The sequence below is a fragment of the Candidatus Sulfotelmatobacter sp. genome (genome assembly GCA_035504415.1).
Classification (GTDB): Bacteria; Vulcanimicrobiota; Vulcanimicrobiia; order Vulcanimicrobiales; family Vulcanimicrobiaceae; genus Vulcanimicrobium.
The window spans coordinates 184,829-201,685 of sequence record DATJRY010000012.1; the positions used below are offsets into that span (position 1 = coordinate 184,829).

At 63.0% G+C, this 16,857-nt stretch carries 16 protein-coding genes; 7 read left to right on the forward strand and 9 right to left on the reverse strand.

Annotated elements, in window-relative coordinates; translation table 11 throughout:
* The first annotated feature begins 184 nt into the window (after positions 1-184).
* Positions 185-697, forward strand: a complete 513-nt coding sequence (locus VMD91_10605; GenBank protein HTW84509.1) for a hypothetical protein — start codon at positions 185-187, stop codon at positions 695-697.
* A gap of 85 nt (positions 698-782) precedes the next feature.
* Here VMD91_10605 and VMD91_10610 read toward each other — a convergent pair whose 3' ends face one another.
* Both VMD91_10610 and VMD91_10615 read right to left on the reverse strand, forming a co-directional pair.
* Complete coding sequence (locus tag VMD91_10610) at positions 783-1,112, reverse strand: hypothetical protein (GenBank protein ID HTW84510.1); 330 nt, start codon at positions 1,110-1,112, stop codon at positions 783-785.
* Between the two features lie 529 nt (positions 1,113-1,641).
* Positions 1,642-1,935, reverse strand: a complete 294-nt coding sequence (locus VMD91_10615; protein ID HTW84511.1) for a helix-turn-helix transcriptional regulator — start codon at positions 1,933-1,935, stop codon at positions 1,642-1,644.
* Positions 1,936-2,043: 108 nt separating this feature from the next.
* Here VMD91_10615 and VMD91_10620 point away from each other — a divergent pair, with 108 nt between their 5' ends.
* The 4 genes from VMD91_10620 (at position 2,044) to VMD91_10635 (ending at position 4,766) form a co-directional block, all read left to right on the forward strand.
* On the forward strand, positions 2,044-2,604 hold the full coding sequence (locus VMD91_10620; protein ID HTW84512.1) for a hypothetical protein: 561 nt from the start codon (positions 2,044-2,046) through the stop codon (positions 2,602-2,604).
* Positions 2,601-3,551 (forward strand): hypothetical protein, encoded by a 951-nt coding sequence (locus tag VMD91_10625; protein ID HTW84513.1) that lies wholly within the window; start codon positions 2,601-2,603, stop codon positions 3,549-3,551. Before VMD91_10620 ends, VMD91_10625 begins: the two co-directional genes overlap by 4 nt.
* Positions 3,548-4,375, forward strand: a complete 828-nt coding sequence (locus VMD91_10630) for a hypothetical protein (GenBank protein ID HTW84514.1) — start codon at positions 3,548-3,550, stop codon at positions 4,373-4,375. Before VMD91_10625 ends, VMD91_10630 begins: the two co-directional genes overlap by 4 nt.
* Before the next feature lie 226 nt (positions 4,376-4,601).
* Positions 4,602-4,766: an MbcA/ParS/Xre antitoxin family protein gene (locus tag VMD91_10635; GenBank protein HTW84515.1), complete on the forward strand. Its 165-nt coding sequence runs from the start codon at positions 4,602-4,604 to the stop codon at positions 4,764-4,766.
* A 759-nt stretch (positions 4,767-5,525) separates the two neighbouring features.
* On the opposite strand, the gene VMD91_10640 is transcribed toward VMD91_10635, so the two are convergent.
* The 6 genes from VMD91_10640 to VMD91_10665 all read right to left on the reverse strand — a co-directional run bounded on the left by VMD91_10640 (position 5,526) and on the right by VMD91_10665 (position 13,603).
* On the reverse strand, positions 5,526-5,882 hold the full coding sequence (locus VMD91_10640; protein HTW84516.1) for a hypothetical protein: 357 nt from the start codon (positions 5,880-5,882) through the stop codon (positions 5,526-5,528).
* A gap of 525 nt (positions 5,883-6,407) precedes the next feature.
* Positions 6,408-6,926 (reverse strand): hypothetical protein, encoded by a 519-nt coding sequence (locus tag VMD91_10645; GenBank protein HTW84517.1) that lies wholly within the window; start codon positions 6,924-6,926, stop codon positions 6,408-6,410.
* 154 nt (positions 6,927-7,080) lie between these two features.
* The gene (locus tag VMD91_10650; GenBank protein ID HTW84518.1) at positions 7,081-8,109 is read right to left on the reverse strand and encodes a serine hydrolase domain-containing protein; all 1,029 of its coding nucleotides are present in this window, start codon (positions 8,107-8,109) and stop codon (positions 7,081-7,083) included.
* The gene (locus VMD91_10655; GenBank protein HTW84519.1) at positions 8,106-9,398 is read right to left on the reverse strand and encodes a secretin N-terminal domain-containing protein; all 1,293 of its coding nucleotides are present in this window, start codon (positions 9,396-9,398) and stop codon (positions 8,106-8,108) included. The genes VMD91_10650 and VMD91_10655 overlap by 4 nt, the downstream gene beginning before the upstream one ends.
* Before the next feature lie 125 nt (positions 9,399-9,523).
* Positions 9,524-11,281 (reverse strand): hypothetical protein, encoded by a 1,758-nt coding sequence (locus tag VMD91_10660; GenBank protein HTW84520.1) that lies wholly within the window; start codon positions 11,279-11,281, stop codon positions 9,524-9,526.
* A 948-nt stretch (positions 11,282-12,229) separates the two neighbouring features.
* Complete coding sequence (locus VMD91_10665) at positions 12,230-13,603, reverse strand: hypothetical protein (protein HTW84521.1); 1,374 nt, start codon at positions 13,601-13,603, stop codon at positions 12,230-12,232.
* Positions 13,604-14,008: 405 nt separating this feature from the next.
* Here VMD91_10665 and VMD91_10670 point away from each other — a divergent pair, with 405 nt between their 5' ends.
* A complete protein-coding gene (locus tag VMD91_10670) occupies positions 14,009-14,341 on the forward strand; it encodes a helix-turn-helix domain-containing protein (GenBank protein HTW84522.1) in 333 nt (110 codons plus the stop codon).
* A gap of 127 nt (positions 14,342-14,468) precedes the next feature.
* On the opposite strand, the gene VMD91_10675 is transcribed toward VMD91_10670, so the two are convergent.
* The gene (locus VMD91_10675) at positions 14,469-15,359 is read right to left on the reverse strand and encodes a hypothetical protein (GenBank protein HTW84523.1); all 891 of its coding nucleotides are present in this window, start codon (positions 15,357-15,359) and stop codon (positions 14,469-14,471) included.
* A gap of 97 nt (positions 15,360-15,456) precedes the next feature.
* Between VMD91_10675 and VMD91_10680 the strand changes: the two genes are divergently transcribed.
* A complete protein-coding gene (locus VMD91_10680) occupies positions 15,457-16,779 on the forward strand; it encodes a hypothetical protein (protein HTW84524.1) in 1,323 nt (440 codons plus the stop codon).
* Positions 16,780-16,857: the final 78 nt, after the last annotated feature.

The window sequence follows — 16,857 nt, forward strand, 5'->3', positions numbered from 1 at the left end:
AGGCCTAAGATAAACGTTTGCGCGACGCGTCGCGGGTCACTCTGGGGGAAAGTCCGGCGCGCGCGCACGGCCCAGGGGAAAGTTCTCCACCGAACGCAGGTTCGGGAGGAGTGGGTAATCTGTGGATGAAACGATAGCACCTTGGTGCTATCGTTTGAGCACCTGTGGATAACGGGAGGAAACCATGCATGACGCCGATCGCCAGGTGGACCGAACCGACGATCGCTCATCGACAGGGGTCTTATGGCGCGCCCCGTCGCCCCTCAGGAATAGAATAAGGAACTCCGCCAAAGCTCTGGACATCAGTCAGAACACCTACCTGACGACGACCGCGATCTTCGGCGAACTGATGATCAAACGCGGTCCTGAAGGCATGCCCGAAAACGTGAGGACGCTGTTCGTTCACATGAACGAAGCGGTTCAGCGCGGAGAACGCATGGTGATGGACGCTTGCCACGAAGACGATTGGAGCACGCTTCAAGACGTTCTCTCGGTCTTGCAGGACGCACGGCTCCTACGCGACGTCGCTGACCGAAAGCCTACGGGCGTTGATGCATCGGTCGTCGTCTATGGCTTCAGCTTTACGCGGGAGGGAGTCGTCGTTTGGAAACGAGTCGGTCCTCTCCTTACAATGTTATTGGATGCCGTAGTGCTTATGAAGAAGCCGCAGCTTTCAAACAGCCTCGCAACGATCTAAGCTGTTTCGTTCGAGTCGCTGCAATCTAAGCAGCCGCGCACTGCGGTCTGCGTAGAGCCGCATTGACCGAACGAGGCTCCCATAACTACTCGGCGAGAAGAAAACGCGCTATATCATCGGCGGCTTTGAGCGCCGCCGGCCGGGTGCGGTGATAGTAGCGCTCCTCCCATGGCTTCGTCGGAAAACCGGGAACCACCGGAGAAACGAACACCGCGCGGGCCTGATCTTGCACGTCACTTGGAGGCCAGATCGACACAAAGGCTCCTTGATTCAGCCAACATGGTTGATCGAAGGCCTCCTCCGGAACGCCGGAGCCGGAAAGAACCTCGAAGACGCTCTTTCCTTCTAAATGAAACTCCAAGCCCGGCGCGATCTCGATGAGTCTCGCGTCGACCGCCTTCGCCCAGGCGCGCATTGTCGGGAAACGATCTGACAACGACTTAGCCCCCTATGATGAACCTGCAGGACTCATCCGGAATGATCCGGCTGCAAACGAGATACGGGCGGTCAAGCTCCTCAGACGCGTAGGTGTATCCGCCGGAGCGCGCTGTAACAGGCAAACGCCAGAAGCGTCACGGCCACGATGACGAAGGTCGATTCGCCCTGTTCATCTTCCGCGTAGACGATCGGAACGGAAATCTTTTCTAAACGCTGCCGAAAAGAAGCGTGGCGTCGCCGAAGAGATCGAAGATGCTTAGCGGTGACACCTTCGACGTCGAGCAGCTCGTCCGCCGAGGCGAATAGTCCGTTCGTCTCGGAACGCGACGATCGGCTCGGCGAACTTCGGACGATCCCGGCGCACGAGGCAATGAGGGACCTCGTCTCGTCAGTTTTCCGACGAGGGTGTCGTCCGCAGGGCGGAGCGCCGCAGACATCTCGACGGCAAGTTCGCAGCGTCGGCATCGGCAGACCTCGGCAACGGACGACGAATCGCCGCGAAAACCTCAGCCTTTCGTCTCCTTGTCCTTGCGTGGCGCGCGCTTTCGCGCCGGGCGGTCTCGCGGCTGCGGCGATAGCAGCTCGACCACATCGAGATCCAGCGCGCGGGCGATGAGGTACAGCGCCCGGAGGCTGGGATTCAACGTATCGGCGTCGCCGTCGGCCTCGATCTGCTGCACTCGGCGCAGGGAAACACCCGACCGACGCGCGAGGTCCGGCTGGCTCATCTCCAACGCGAGGCGGCGATCGCGGACCGCCCGCGACACGCGCCGCACGATCGTCGTCCAGCCATCCGCCACCCTTCCGCATTCCGGCGGCCTCGCCGACCGACCAGCGCAATATATTGCGGGTTACGAATGCTCCCGCGGAGAAGACCGCCGCCCACTCCCTTCGGGCCGGAGGTCCTCGTGCGTCCCATCCTCGCCACCCTCGTCATGATCGTTTCGCTCTCCGCGTGCGGAGGCGGCGGGACGGATGGAGGAACGGGCGACGCGAGCAGGGCGGTACGCGAAGCGCTCGCAGCCCGGCCGCCGACCGTCGAGGTCCCCCTCTCGTTCTGCAACCCGCGCACCGACGCGTTGGGCCGCGCATTCATGCGCGACCAGGTCGCGAAGTGGGCGGGACTCCCTGGCGTCGCGGTCTCCCCCGTCACCTCGGGCCGGAGCGGCCTCTGCGCGAAGCTCACCTGGTCCGCCCAGGACCGCATGACGACCACGCCGGCATCCTCCGCCGACGATGCCGGCTACGTCCCGATCGGGGCGATGGTCGCGACCCGGATCGGATCCCCCGAGGGCTCCTCCGTCCGCTTCGACGCGAAGTTCGTCCCGAACGCGCTCGGCGCCGCGATGATCGCGCGCAAGCTGGTGCGCGTCCTCCCCGCGGACGTCACCGACGCGGACGCGACGATCCATCGCGACGCCGGCGGCGCCACCGTGGCCGACCTTCCCGCCTCGGTGATCTACCAGTGACCCGGCGCGTCCTCGCGATCGCGGCGCTCGCGCTGCTCGCCGCGTGCGCGGGCGGAGGCGGAAGCTCGGGCGGCGGCCCGGTCCCCGCCGGCGGAGGAGCGACGCCTTCGCCCACGCCGACCGCCTCGGGCGCTACGCCGTCCTCCACGCCGCGCGCCACAGCGTCGCCGACGGCTTCCCCCACGGCGTCGCCGGCGGCCGCGACCGTTGCCGGGCTGGTGAAGGACTCCAACGACAATCCGGTCTCGGGAGCCGCGGTGTACGTCGGCGCGGCCTTCCCGGCCGGGACCACGGCGCCCGCCGGCACGCCGACCACGAACGCCAGCGGCTCGTTCCTCGTGAACGCGACTCCGGGCCAGGCGTGGATCGTCGTCTTCCCGCCGGCGTCCTCGACCCTGCCGGTCTACCACGCGCAGACGACGATCGCGGCCGGCGCGACCGCGCTGCCGCAGATCACCCTGGACGTCGTCGACGCGACCGACCTCCAAGGCCTCGCGTCGATCAACGCCTACCGCTCCTCGCTGGGCGAACCGCCGTACGCGATCGACGAGATCGAGACGGAGGCCGCGCGCGAGTGGGCCGCGTTCGTGAACGCGAACCCGGGCGCGGGCCCGGACCAGTGCCCGGCCGGCCAGGGTCCGCCGCAGTGCGTCACCGCGGCCGCGTACGAGACCGCGCACGGCGTGCCCGCCGCGGCCGAGTCCGTCGGCGGTGCCTACTCGGTGGCGGAAGACGGCGGGTCGCTGGCGGCCAACTGGGGCGGCGTGGTGCAGGGGTGGCAGTCGATCGCGGCCGGCTGCCCGCAGCCGCCGAATTACGCGACGTGTCCGGACTGGCCGGTGGGGAACGCGTCGGCGACGTGGATCGGGCTGGGGCTGGTGGCCGACACGCAGGCCGGCGCACCGGCGAACTCCGAGTGGTTCGATGCGGAGTTCGGCGCACTGTGATCGAGGTACAATCATGGATCATGCCTGCCGATTTTTCTGCCGCCGAAAAGAAGGCGGAAATGCAACGATTAGCGCTCGCGCTGCCGCTGCATTTCTGCGATCCGGTTATCATCGGTAGACCACCCGGTGCAGCCGGCACGTTCGGCCCGAGCGTGTTCTCCGCCACCGTCACTTATCTTGAACTGGGCGGCCGAAAGATAATCCTGACCAACGCGCACGTGGTGCGCCATGCCCAGGAAGAACGGAATAGAGACGGCGGACTCACCGTCTTCCAGATTCCAGGCAAAACGATCCGAGATCTGGACGAACGGATAATCGACATCGATGACGGCAGCGATCTCGCTAATCTCGACGTCTCGGACGTGACGCTGACGCCGCGCGACGTTCCGCAAGAGGAGCGCAAACCGCGTCAATTTTATCAGCCGGACCATTGGCCGCCCGACTCAGTGGGCGAGCAAGACGTGGTCGCGTACGCTGGCTGGCCGGGTGCTCTACGGAAGGATAGTGCAGACGGCTGGGACATCGAAAGCAACCCGTATTCGATGATCGGCATGACCGTTACACGAGCGATGCCGGATCGATTCAATGTCAAGACCGACCGCTCGGACATCACGCTCGTCAACGCCTTTGGTCGGACCGAGGAGGATGAGAAGGACTACGACTTCGGCGGAATGAGCGGAGGCCCGGTGCTTCGCCGCACGCCGCTCCACTACGAACTCGTCGGCATCATCCAACAATACAACAAGACGGTAGACCAATTTACCTTTACGGCGGCAGAAAATATCAAGCGCGATGGAACGTTGTGGCACAACACGCGCAGATGACAGTCAAGTAAGTCAGCGAAAGGAGCGCCGCCGTGGGAAAGATCGACGTCACGATGCTAGTCCCGAGCGAGATGGCGAAGCTGTCGCCGGCCGAACGAGCCCGTCGCCGCGCGGTCGCCGATACCATACGGCGCACGCTCAAGCCGCAGAACTACCTCTTCGGAGGCGGCTGGCTGACGATCTGCCGGTACTTCCGCCGTCGACGTACCGATCGAAGATACGGGCCTTGGCCGTCCAGATGATCGGCGATTCCGAGAAGGCCGAACGGTGGCTCCGAGCGCCGCACCGCTTTCTCCGGAACAAAACCCCGCTCGCGATGATCGAGACGGATGCCGGCGTGCGGGCCGTCGAGCAATCCCTGTACGCGATCGCCTACGGCGGGGTCGGGTAATAAGCATCATGACGGTTCGGGAGAAAAAGAATTCACGGACGGCCGCGTCGACCGGGGCGGCCCACGCCGACGGAAGGGACGTGCCTGCCTAGTCGTTCGTTGACGAAGATCTGCACGAGGAGCGATGCGCGATCCTCATCGGCGCTCAGGGACGAATTCGACCGGCGGCGATTTTTCCGCGTCGATTGTACTACGATGTAAGTAAGAGCACTCAGTAGCGAACCGGCTTTTCCTCTTCGCGCTGCGTTCTCGCGTCGCGCGAAAAGGAGAAAAAGATGCGCAACATGCTACCGATTTGCCTTTTGACCATGGTAGTCACACAAGTCGTCGCCGAAGACATCCCGAATTCACCGGCGGGAAGTCCCTGCCTCACACCCAATCTGCTCCGTTGCCTACACGGGCTCAGCTTGCCTGAGGCAGATAAGGCGATTGACGAGCCGACTCGATTGTCGCAAAAAGTCCAATCGATCTATACAACTACAACGGCCGCCAGCGCAGCCGCCGATCACGGACGGACCATCGTCCTGAACGTTCGTCGCGATCCGATGCGATTATAGAACGATCGACCGTTCCGAGAGCCCGCCATGCCGGGACGCTGGCATCGTGGGATGTTCCAATTATATAGGATGGCGTCGTCGAAGCGGAAGGTTCGAGGGACGTGGTCGGCCAGCGCGCGACGACGAGCGGCAGCGCGCGCAGCATGACGCGGCGCGCCATCGCGTAGCGGCGGCTGTCCTGCCGGTACGCCGGACGCTCGTCTCATCGACTTTGTCGTTCGCCTTCGCCGGATCGCCCTTCGCGAGCCACTTTTTGAGCGAGTCCATGATGGCGGTACGTGCGCAGATAGTACGTCAGCAGCGTCTCGTCGCCGCGGGCGTGCCGGTCGCGCCGCGGGCCCGGAACCGGTTCGCGCCCGGCGGCAGCAGCGAGAAATAGAAGACCGCCTCGTTGAGGAAGGTCGTGCCGTCTTGCGGTCGTGAGCAGTCGCGCGTTAGCAGCGCGAGGTAGCGTCTGGCTGAACGCCGCATCGGCCTCGATACGATGGAACGCTTCCTGGAGCACCGCCGCCTTCAGCGCGTAGCGCTGGCGCATGGCTGTCTCGAGCTCGCGGAACACGTGCGACGTTCGGCGGGGCGGACGTCGTTCGAGGGAAGGCGATGAAATCGCAGCGGCTGGGGCAACGCCGTTCGGGTGGAGTCGCACGATCGCCGCACACATTCTGCGGCCGCGAGGCGACTAATGGGCTCCGCATAGCCGCTTGCGACGAGCTGTCGGCGAAGAGTATGGTCGTTCACGACGCGCAGCTGGTCACGTTCGGTCGCTGGTCGCGGCACAACGAAGTCCAGGTTGCTCGCCACCGGAAGACGGAGCGCGCGGTGAAGGAGGCCCGTGCTGTTGCTCCTACCGCTCACCGTCAGGTGATTTGCACATGGAAGTAACGCGTTGCCTGCTGTCGATCCGCCCGTGGCCTCAGGAACCACCTACAGCACGTGCGCGACCTGGCCCGCCGCCTTCTCATCGGAGGTGCAAGGCAGGGCTGGAACGTGGGGCTTCTGCGACGGTTTGCACCGGCCACGACAGCAGTCAACGGCTCGGAAGGCCAACGCCTATCTTAGCTCTGAACGGCCCGTCGCGCGAAAATCACGGAAGCGTGGTGCGTTCAAGCGCTGGAACGCAGTCCAGCGTCTTCGGGGTCGTCAGGTCCCCCACGAACGTCTGACAAATGTTGATCGTGTCGACGTGCGGGCCGGATCGTGCCTGTAGTATGCCGACGAACGTAACCGTCGATGAGCCATGCTGAAGATGCTTCACAGCGTCACCAGTCAAGAGCGGGCCGCGAATGCTTAGGCGAATCGAGCCGTCCTTTGGTATTGTTGTTGCCGGGGCCCCCTCAACACGATCGAGCGCGGATCCTTTCGGCCCGGCAAGCCTGTGGGGCTCATATTCCATCGAAGGTATAGCTTGGTACCGGTATGCACCGCCGAGCTTCACCGATGCGTCGGGACCCGTATTGGAGACGCTAAAGACGAGCGTGAAGCTTACGCCCCCCGGCACGTCAGTCTCTTCGACCGCATACGAACCCGCCGATATCGCAACTTGCGGCGATGAAACATCGGCGCTCGCTGCGATATCCGGCATCGCCGCAGTGACGATGGCCATCGCAATGCCCACTGGCAGCCGTCGGGGCCAACTGGCGCGCTCTCGAACGGTACGCGCTGCGCGCACGGCCAGGGAACCATCATAAATGTGCATCGCTTCTCCGCTTCTTCGTCGAGTTAACCTGCGCGAGCGTTCTTGGCATCTGCGTCTCGGCTTAGATCCCTAGATCATCCAGTATCGTGTTCGCCGCCAGGTAAGCGTTAATCTTGCCCCGCGCCGTTATCGCGATAAATGTCTTGCGCGAGGGAATTGCTATATTTACTGCACTATAGCCCGGGAAGGCTCCGTCGTGCCAGTATTCGGGGTCGGACGCTCCCCGACGAGCTACGAACCAACCAGGCACCTCAGTCGAGCTGCCGGGAAGGACCATAGTTAGGCTGTTTAGACGCTGCAGCAGGTCGCGCTGACTGAAGAAAAATTCGTCGAATTTTACGATGTCGCTCGCGGGCGCCAAAACGCCTCCCGTACCGATGAAATCCGGTACGTCAATGGTCACCTGACCGGACTCTGCTGGGAACAGTGCCGCAGCGGGTACGGTCACGGGTAGCTGGAGCAACGCAGAATTTCTCATTCCCGCGCGCTCGAAGAACGAAAGGAACACCGTCGAGATTTCCGCGCCAGTCTTTTTCTCGATCAGCTTCGCAAGAACGATGTAGTCAGTGCTTGAGTAGCGCATTTCGGAACCTGGCGCGAACGCCAGTGGCAACGCCAACAATACGGAAAACGCGCATTCACTCAGGTCTTGCGGTGCGGCCGAAAGAACGTCTTGATAGCCAGACGAGTGCAGTAGGAGGTCGCGTGTGCGCACGGTTGCCCCTCCTGGGATTCCCGGCGCTATATCGGCAATTGGGCCTTCGATCTCCGAAGTCGAAAATAAACCAAGTGCAATTGCCGCGGTTATGCTCTTACCAACGGAGCCTACTGCAAATCGGTCGTCTTTGCGCGTGTTGAACGCGAAGTCGAGGCTACCGTCCTCGGGCGTTGCCAGAGCGACCTGAACGGGTAGACCGTGTGCGAAGCGCTCGACATCGTCTCGGACGATATCGCCGACAAGGGGCCGACCTGGCGACGCTAACGCTGTGTTAGCGGAGTTGACAGAGTCTCCGATTAAGGCAACGCAGAGGAGGCCTCGAAGGGCTGCTGATACCGCGACGAGCCCAACCGCAGAACCGCGATCCTTCATGAGCCGTCGCCAAGCGCCGATGGGTCGATGACATGGGGGGTGATCGTAATGTAGAGGTTTGTTCTCTGATGCGTGGAGTGCTCGACGGAAAAGAGCTTGCCCAAGATCGGCAAATAGCCGAGAACAGGCAGGTGAGCGACTTGCGAGATGTCGCTTTCTTGGACCAACCCGCCGAGTACGAAGCTGTGCGCGTCCCTGACATTCGCAATCGCCGTAATTGTGCGCTCGCTGACTTCTGGAGCACTTTGCACGTATCCCGTGACGCTCGATACTGTTGCCTCAATGTTCACGACAACTACGCCGTTCGGTCCTACGCGAGGCCGAATCGCGAGCGTGACTCCGACATTGACATACTGCACTTGCTGCTGGGTTACAGCAGTCGCGCCAGGATACGTGACAGCGGTAAAGACCGGAATAGCATCGCCCGTCTGAATGAAGGCCGGAACCGAGCTTTGTGTCGCTATGCGAGGGCGGGCCAAGATCTTTCCCCGTCCGTTCTGTATTTCGGCATATAGTGCGGCCTGGAAAGACGCGCTGGAGCTTGGAGCTGCTAAGTTATGCACCGCCATCGTCGCCGTTCCGGCATTCCCGCCAGCCGAAAAGTCGATGCCGAGATCTCGCGCACCCTGCTCGTCCAATTCGACGATCTCAGCGTCGATCATGACACTTGGAGCCGGAACGTCAAGTTGCGAAATCGTATCCTCAAAGTCGCGAATCTCGTCATCGGTCCCCGTCAGAATCAAAGCATTCAGCCGTTGATCCACTGATATTTGCGATGACACGTGCTCTGCCGGCAAACTTTCGCGATCGCTTGTTGGCGTGATGGCGGTCTGCACAGGCGTACCCAGCCCGGCAACGGTTCCCCCGGATACGCCACCGGGGATCGTCGGGAGCGAGTCGTTGGAAGATAGCTGAGCGTTTGGGACGAGAGCGTCCGCGATCTCTCCGACTCCAGCGTACTTAAGACGTATGACCACACGCCTCTGCCCATGATCGAGCCGCGTGCTCGAGTTGCCGACGGACGGCGGACCGCTCAGTACTGGACCAGCGGCCGATAGGACGAGATACCGTCCCGAGCGTCGCACGCTAATTTGCGAGCCTGAGGCGGCCGCAACATCGATGGCCAGGTTGTCATTGATCTGCTCGAACGCAAGGCTCGTGATCGCCTTGGTCACATCTTTGATCGCTTGGCCAACGCCAGGTGCGAGGCGGCAGTGCGCAATCACAACCCGCGTCGCTACTCCCATCGGCGGCTGATCAAGTGCGTAGGAGAAGTGCTCGTCGGTCACTTGGATGCGAAGTTCCGCACCGGAAGTTGAGATCGCGGATACTTCCTCAAATCCGGGAGTAGCGCCCAGGGGAGACGGTGTGCTTGCCGCAAGCACGGCCGCAAGCACACACGGGGCCCAGGTTATCACAAGCTTCGGGTGCCGAGTATTGCTCCGCTGAACGCGTCGACGGCTATTATCAAGGTCCCGTTAACGGTGAACAGCCACGCTGACTGACCCGTCGTCGTCGGGTCAGTCACTCCGCCAAACCAATAACCTGCGGTGTAGCTGGTGACGACGTCTCCGGCCGGAAGGCTCAGCGAGGCGGTGTAAGCATCAATCGACTGCTGTCCGGTCGAGCGGCCGGCGCTCTGTTCAGTTCGCGTTGTCGATTGTGCGACGGGTGCATGCCACTGGTAGAAGGCATAGGAGATATTCGGCGTGTGCGTGATTGTGGTTGTCTCGGCTTTGCAGACCTCCACCGGGTGAGGGTTCGGGGGGATCAATACCGACTCCCAGCCGCCTGTGCACGTTACAGTTGATACGGTATCGTCGTCGACGAAGACAACAATCTGGTCGCCAAGCGTTGGCACGGTGTGGCGCCAGGTCAGAGAGTACCCGGTAATCGTCGTGCTGCCGGACGAAGGATTATAAACGTAATCCGCATTCTCCGACGCTAAGACCGCGTCCGCGGGAAGTCCCAGCGATTGTTGCACGAAGGTCGTTGCGGCCGTCTGCGCCGTTGCGGCGGAAAAGCCGACGGTGTTGTAGTAGGCATACCCGTGGAACGAGAGCGCTCCCGAGGTTGCGTAGTTGTGGAGCACGCCGACCCCTGTGGGCGTGTATAAGTTAATTAGTTGGCCGTTGTTCGTTTCTGTAATGCTGCTGACATAAGGCGTCGCCTCGTTAATCAAGGTCTGGTCGTTGACGACTGCGGGTGCCGTTACGACCGGGTTCAAGGTAAACGTCGTGGCCGACACTGACTCGGGCGGAACGCTTATCGCGCCGAGACTTCCAGACCAGTACCAAATCGGATTGCCGCTCGCCGTTGCGAATTGAAACGCGCTTCCCGGTGCGCCAAATGTGTCGTTGAGCGCTTGACTGTCTTCCATCTCGGAATAGCCCACGACGAGACCCGCGTCGCGTGCTGAAAACGCCCATGCATTGTGCACGGTCGTCGGCGGATGGGTATTGCTGTAGAGGTAACCGGGAAGAGCGTGCGCCACCTCCGGCGCAGTATCAATGTTCAAGTCGCAGTAGAGTCGGTCGCCGTTGAAACACCCACTTGGCGTCGCCGGCGGCCCTTGCCAAAAACCGTAGATGCCATGCAAGCCCTTGTACACGAAGGCGTCATGCCACTCCGCGGTAACCTGCGGTTGGTTGGCAAGATACGAGGATGGAGGCGCGACCGTATCCGAGCTGTCCGCGAAGATCCACTTTAGGCGCGATCCAGCTGGAATCGGAATCCCCTTTGGATTCGCATAGTCTCCGACATCATCTCCCACGCCCCACGCCTTCTGGTCGATTGGGGCACCAGAGACACAGTAGTTGGAAAAGAGCAAAACGCCGTCAATACCATGCCCGGTGTAAAAAATCGCATCGTCGGTGTTCTCGTTGTTATAGATATCCGCTGCCGTGACGCTCGCGTTTGTGTTCTGATCCGTTACGGTCCAGCCGTCCGTTCTCATCTGGCCGGCAAAGTCAGCGGCGGCGCCTTCCAGGACGTTACCGAAATCCTCTCCGCACGGGTCGTAGTAGTCGTCCCCAAGAGCGGCAACATTCCCCACGGCTGCACCGTTTTCGGCGGATTGCGTTGCGGTGATCAGCAAGCCAACCAGCGAGCAGCCAGTCAGCGCGGGCGTGGTCAGAATCGCAATCGCGGCAGTCAATTTTATGAGTCGCATCGTCACGGACCCCCAAAAGGATTGACTGGATAGCTCGCCGCCTTTGCTTGTGCGGCGGTGGCAAGTGCATCTACCTCACCGAGGAGCACGCCGGTCGCGCGATCGAAAGTCAGCGTACGCATCCTGGTCGCGACGACAGGGTCATGTGGAACTGCTCCATGCGTAATCATTGTGACCGATACCGTGGGACCTGTACTAAACCGATTCGTCACTATTCGCGGTCCGGCAGCTTGACTGAGCACGCGGAACGGTTCACTCGGATACGTCCTGTGGTCCAGATGGGAATGGCGCTCAGCAGCGACTAAGCGTGTCGCTTCGCCGACGAAGTAGCCGGTCGTAATTGACGTCTTTGACATTCGATTCTGCCGCGCAATTGTTGCACGGCTGCGCGCGATTGCAGCCTTCAGGACGGCCCTTGAGGTCGTGATAATTGTAAGTGTGTTCCGACCTCTCACGAAGGTCAGGGCGACGCTCGACAAACCGCTAATGTCGAGGTCTGCTCCGTGCTGCGCGAGGCGAAGCGTCTCTCCACCAACTGCGATGCTAGCGGGCGCGCCGGCATTGACGACATTGAAGATCCGAACCTGAGTCGCACCGGCCGAGAACGCCTGGTACGCCGGGTCCCGTGAGAATTTGAGAACGACAGCGGTGGCACGTCCGGAGCCGATTCTCACGCCTGTTAAGGCGTTTTGGCTTGCGGCGCCTGCAGTGCCACCTGAGAGCAGCGTCGCTGCGAGGACGACGGAAAATACGCGTAGCGTCCTACGCGTGAATGTCGGAGATGCCAGCACCCGTGCACCGATCCTTTCTGAGCGGCCAAGTCATTAGTCCCCGCTCTAAGCATGCCGCGAGAATGGACTAAAGGCCGCAGGAGTCTATAGAGGCAGCCAGGACAGAATGGTACGACCGCACGCAGCCCTTGTCAAGCATTCGGCGCTGCCGAAACTGCTAGCGAGCCACGCGACGTGCGCGACGTCCAATCCATGACCGGTGGAAAGTCTCCGAACGCCGGCGCGCGTCCGCTACAGCTTCCGGTGCTCGGGTAAGTTCACCGATCGCGAGAGCCGTCCGCGCTGCGCGCCAATCGTGGCCAAGGTCGTCCCAAATCTTCAGCGCGCTGCGCCACGCAGTGGCGGCGCGCTCCTGGTTCCCTTCGGCAGCGAGCACGGCGCCCTCGGCGTCGCGCTCCAGCGCGGTCTGCCTGCGGTCGTTCGAGCCGAGCAGCATGAGGTTCGCTGGCATTGCCCGAGCCCGGTCGTACGTATGCAGCCACGACCGCGCGACGGAAGCGTCTTCACGCGCATACGCTTCCACGACGCCGAGCAGCACCGTCGCCTCCTCGCCGCAGACGTGCTCCCAGTCGATCGACGCGGCGAGGTGGTATGCGCGCCCCATTTCCTCGCGGTGGATAACCTTCTGCCCGAGCTCGGCGGCCAGGTAGGCACGGTCGAGCGTCGAGGCAAGACGGTATGGGACGGTCGGCGCGAGGTCCGCGGCGTCGCGGAAGCGGGCGAATGCGCGCAGTGCGTCGCCGGTGAGCGCGGCATGCCACCCGAGCGCACGCCGCACCACCCACCGCGCTTCGGCCGTCTCGGGAGTCCATGCGAACAGTTCGGATTGCACGCTGAGAAACTCGGCGTGTTCACTAAGGTGCAGGTCCCACACGAGCGGAGCGAAGTTGCGCAGCAACGAGGCACGCACCCACTCGTCATGCACCGCTTGCGCCCGCGGCTCATCGCCTCCTTCGGCGCGCCATGCTGCGTCGAGAAGATCGGCTTGCATGAGATAGTCCTCGCGGCTTGCGGCGACGAGTGAGAGCGTCTCGAGCAACTGCGCGCGGACGAGAGGGAGAGGGCGCTGGTACCCGTCGGCCTCAGCGCGCGGTATCTCGAGCCCTTGAAGCGCGAGGTCTTGCGCGGCAACTAGATCGCGGCGATTCCAGGCGGCGGCCGCCCGGTAGAGGGCGAGTTCGGCGGCGACCGCGCCGCCGACGCTGTTGGCAAGGAGCTGGGCTGCAGCGTCGTGCTTCTGCGATTTTTCGGCCTCGCCGACACGCAGATAGGCCGCCGACGCAAGAACGTGATGCTCGGCCTTGGCCGCGTCCTCGAGGTTCGCGATCGCGCGTCCCTCAAGTGTTTCGAGGCTGCGGTGCGGATCGCGCAGGCGCAAGAAACACCTTGCTCGCAGGGCAGTCGCTGCCGGATCAGAGTTGCGGCCAATGGCGCCGAGCGCTTCCGCGTTGCGGGCGGCCAGGAACAGGCGCTGGGCATCGGCGAGCGTCCGTTCTCGTCCGAGGTATCGAAGGTTTGAGTTCCTAGCCATCTTCACACCCGTGTGGAGAGGGCGGGCAGGGTTGCCCGTTGCCCGCCCTCTACCGGGTTTCGGCCGGCTTTTCCTAGCCGGGTCGCGTCAGCCGGACGAACCGCCGAGCGTCGAAGCGAGTAAGACCAAGAACGCAATAACGGTGGCCACGATGTTCGTCTAGGTTGAAGAGCCGCCGAGGTTCGACGCGGCGACGACAACGACAATCAGGGCTGCGATCGCAGCTGCAGTCATGGGTGATGTCCCTTCTCCCGTCCAGGGAGCGTCACGGCCCGCGCACACTGACGGGCCTATTGAAACCGTTAGACCCGCGCGGGCCGAGTGCCCAGGCAGGATGCTAACGCGGGACCGATCCCAGGACGCTGCGGTACCGCTGCCTAAGGCGGCGCCGCGGGGTGATCTCGGGTGGAATCGTTTGGTGAACGGCTACGACGACTGCGGCGGGCGGCGGGTATGACGCCGTCGGCGTTGGCGCATGCCATCGGAATCACCGAGGGCGCCATTCGGCAGATGGAGACTGGCCAGACGAAGAGCGCCAGTTTCATCGTCGGCTTGAAGATCGGAACCGTGCTCGGTGTGAGCGCGTGGTATCTCGCGACGGGAGAAGAGCGCGCCGATCGGAACGACGACCTCGAGACGGCGGGCCTTCGGGTTCTCGTCGACGATCTACGACGTCGCGTCGCGGATATCGAAGCCCTGCTGAATGGTTTAAGTCAATCTGGGCAGCGATGCCCCTAACCCTCGGTGTGCAGTCTGGCCGTATCGATCGCCTGGTATTAGGACAAAAAGCTGACCGAGCGCCGGACGTTTCACACTACTCTAAGCCAAAGGCAGGCGCTGTATAGCTGGAAGCAAGCCCTCGGCTCTATACTCGACTGATTGTAAGCGCGTCCTGGCCGTCGGTTATATAAACACGGTCGAACTGCCCGGGATCCACGCGCTCCAACCTTACTCGCTGCAAAGGCTCAAAGGATGGAGTCACTGCCGTGATTGCGAGCCAAAGTGGACGAACGTTGTAGGTCTTCGTATTCTTCCGCTCGATGGCATCGACAATCATGGGAGCCTGATCTGGAATTGCGCGAGTTGAAACGAGCCACGCGATCCGTATGTCCGCTTCGGGGTTCGGGCCGCTGAACGTCTCTACGTGTCCGACGTAGCTTCCGAGCGGGTCGGATCGAGGATCGAGAAGGTCGCGTGAAGTCCAATCGTGCGCCTTTATCCGTGAAACGATTTCGTCGGCCAGCGCCGCAAGATCACGCCTGCGTGGCATTGCCACCATCCCGAAACTTATACGCTTCTTGATCGCGATCGCTTTCAATGCAGGATCTCTGTCCACGCGCTCCTTGAGAAAAACTGCAAGCTCACGTTGTGCCGCGGTGAAGTCCGCTTCGGGCCGAACCTGAGTCACTTCGAGCGCCGCGTCCAGTCCATCCACCCTCACCGCGAGGTCTGGATGCGGAGGGGTAAATCCCGTATGAATCGCGACGGTGGACACGCCCGCAATCGCGAAGGCGCGGACTGCCCCGAAGACCTCAGCGCCCTCTTTGGTCGCGGTGTCCTTTCTGGATTCGAGCGGCACTTCATAAGCTGACCAAAGGACTCCATCTATCGTATAGGTCGCTGCAAGGTCGTTAAGAGCGTCACGCGTCGCGCCTCGGACTAGGCGTGCGACGACTAAGCCGGCCGGCGTCGCATATTCGAGCGGCTCTAATTCTTCGGCTGTGAATTCGCGGCCGATTCTGATATCCCAAGACATCCCACGTTGGTACGCCAAAGCTATCCCGCGGTCCGGTCACGACCCGTCGCGGTTTCGTGCCAAGACGCTGGCATCGTACCACTCCTTACTTAGTACGATGGATCAGCGCCGATCGACGATCCGCGGTGTCTTTGGACGCGGCGTTCGCGAGCGCGTCATAGCGGTGCTCGCCAAATACGAACGAGCGCATCTTGCGTCTATGGCGGCCGCTATCGGCGCGTCGAACCTGCGCACCGCGTCGGCCGTACAGTTCTTTGAATCTCGCGGGCTCATTCGGACCGACCGCCGCTCGCCGGCACGGACGTGGGTCGCACTGGCCGAGGGCCCACTTCGCGAGCAGCTTGTAGCGTTCGGGCGGCGGATCGCCGCGCTCGACGACATCCGGCCCATCTTGCCTCGCCCCCGCGCCGCACCGCCAAGTCGCGAGGTGCGCACGCAAGCGGACGACCTGTTCGTCACCAGGTCCGCGACGAAAATCCTCGTCCACGTCGCGCTCGCCGGCGAAACAGACGCGGCGGAGCTGCACCGTCGTCTCGGGATCGACGAGTCCGTCGTGCGAGCCACGGTTGGTCGGCTCGTCCGCGACGGCATCCTACGCCGCCGCAGGCGCGATTGGAAACGCATCCCGATCGTGCTCGACGAGCGCCATCCGGCGGCCCCCGAGATCCGCGACCTGATCCTTGCCGTCGCGAAGATTCGGCCGCAGGCCCGAGCGATCGTCGGCGCCTCGCGGCGCGGCCATGCTCCGCCCGTACCGGTACGGAAGCCGAAAGCGACTTTCGCGCGAACCGGCCTGGGCCGGGCCGTCGACCTGCTGCCGATTTTCGGTCCCGGTCAGGCGCGTGTGCTCGCCGCCCTCGCGTCCCGCGGACCGCTCAACGGCCTCGCACTCGCCAAGCGCGTCGGTGTCAACCCGACCGCCGCCCGGATCGTCGCGAGGACCCTGGCCGCCGCCGGCATGGTGCGCGCAACGCCAACTCGGTCCGGCACCGTCGTCGAGTACGCTCTGGACCCGTGCTATGCTCTCGCGCCCGAGCTGTGGGCGCTGGTGACGGCCGCCTGTCGGGCCTCGCGTCTACGCGTCGAGGTCGGGGCGTCGGCAGGACCCCGGCGGTCTGGGAAACCCGGCTGGCCGGCAGACCATCGAGGCCGCGCGGCGCTCGCGCTCGCCCTGGCGGGCGCGCGCGCCGCGGACCTCGCTGAGATCGCGAAGGCGACGCGGGCGAAGCGACGTCAGGTAGCCGCGCGACTGGCGCTGCTCCGGGACGCCGGATGGATCGAGCTGGAAATGGTCGGCGCGAGGACGGTTGCCCATTCCGGGCACCCGCCGGTCGGACCGGAAGCCAAGACTCTCCTGGACGCGATGCGAGCAGCCGGTCTGAAGCCGCTGGACATCCGCGTCATGGGCGACGTGTCCTAAGACAGGCCGCATCGCGTGCCCGTCCCCCTCACGGGGGAGGAGGCATCTCCACACAGCGGAGGAGAGGTCTCCACACAA

Bases quoted from the DNA above. Each gene is read 5' to 3' on its own strand.
- VMD91_10650 (HTW84518.1), bottom strand. From the start codon at position 8,109: ATGAAGGATCGCGGTTCTGCGGTTGGGCTCGTCGCGGTATCAGCAGCC.
- VMD91_10605 (HTW84509.1), top strand. From the start codon at position 185: ATGCATGACGCCGATCGCCAGGTGGACCGAACCGACGATCGCTCATCG.
- VMD91_10680 (HTW84524.1), top strand. From the start codon at position 15,457: ATGGATCAGCGCCGATCGACGATCCGCGGTGTCTTTGGACGCGGCGTT.
- VMD91_10665 (HTW84521.1), bottom strand. From the start codon at position 13,603: ATGGCTAGGAACTCAAACCTTCGATACCTCGGACGAGAACGGACGCTC.
- VMD91_10660 (HTW84520.1), bottom strand. From the start codon at position 11,281: ATGCGACTCATAAAATTGACTGCCGCGATTGCGATTCTGACCACGCCC.
- VMD91_10610 (HTW84510.1), bottom strand. From the start codon at position 1,112: ATGCGCGCCTGGGCGAAGGCGGTCGACGCGAGACTCATCGAGATCGCG.
- VMD91_10675 (HTW84523.1), bottom strand. From the start codon at position 15,359: ATGTCTTGGGATATCAGAATCGGCCGCGAATTCACAGCCGAAGAATTA.
- VMD91_10645 (HTW84517.1), bottom strand. From the start codon at position 6,926: ATGGCCATCGTCACTGCGGCGATGCCGGATATCGCAGCGAGCGCCGAT.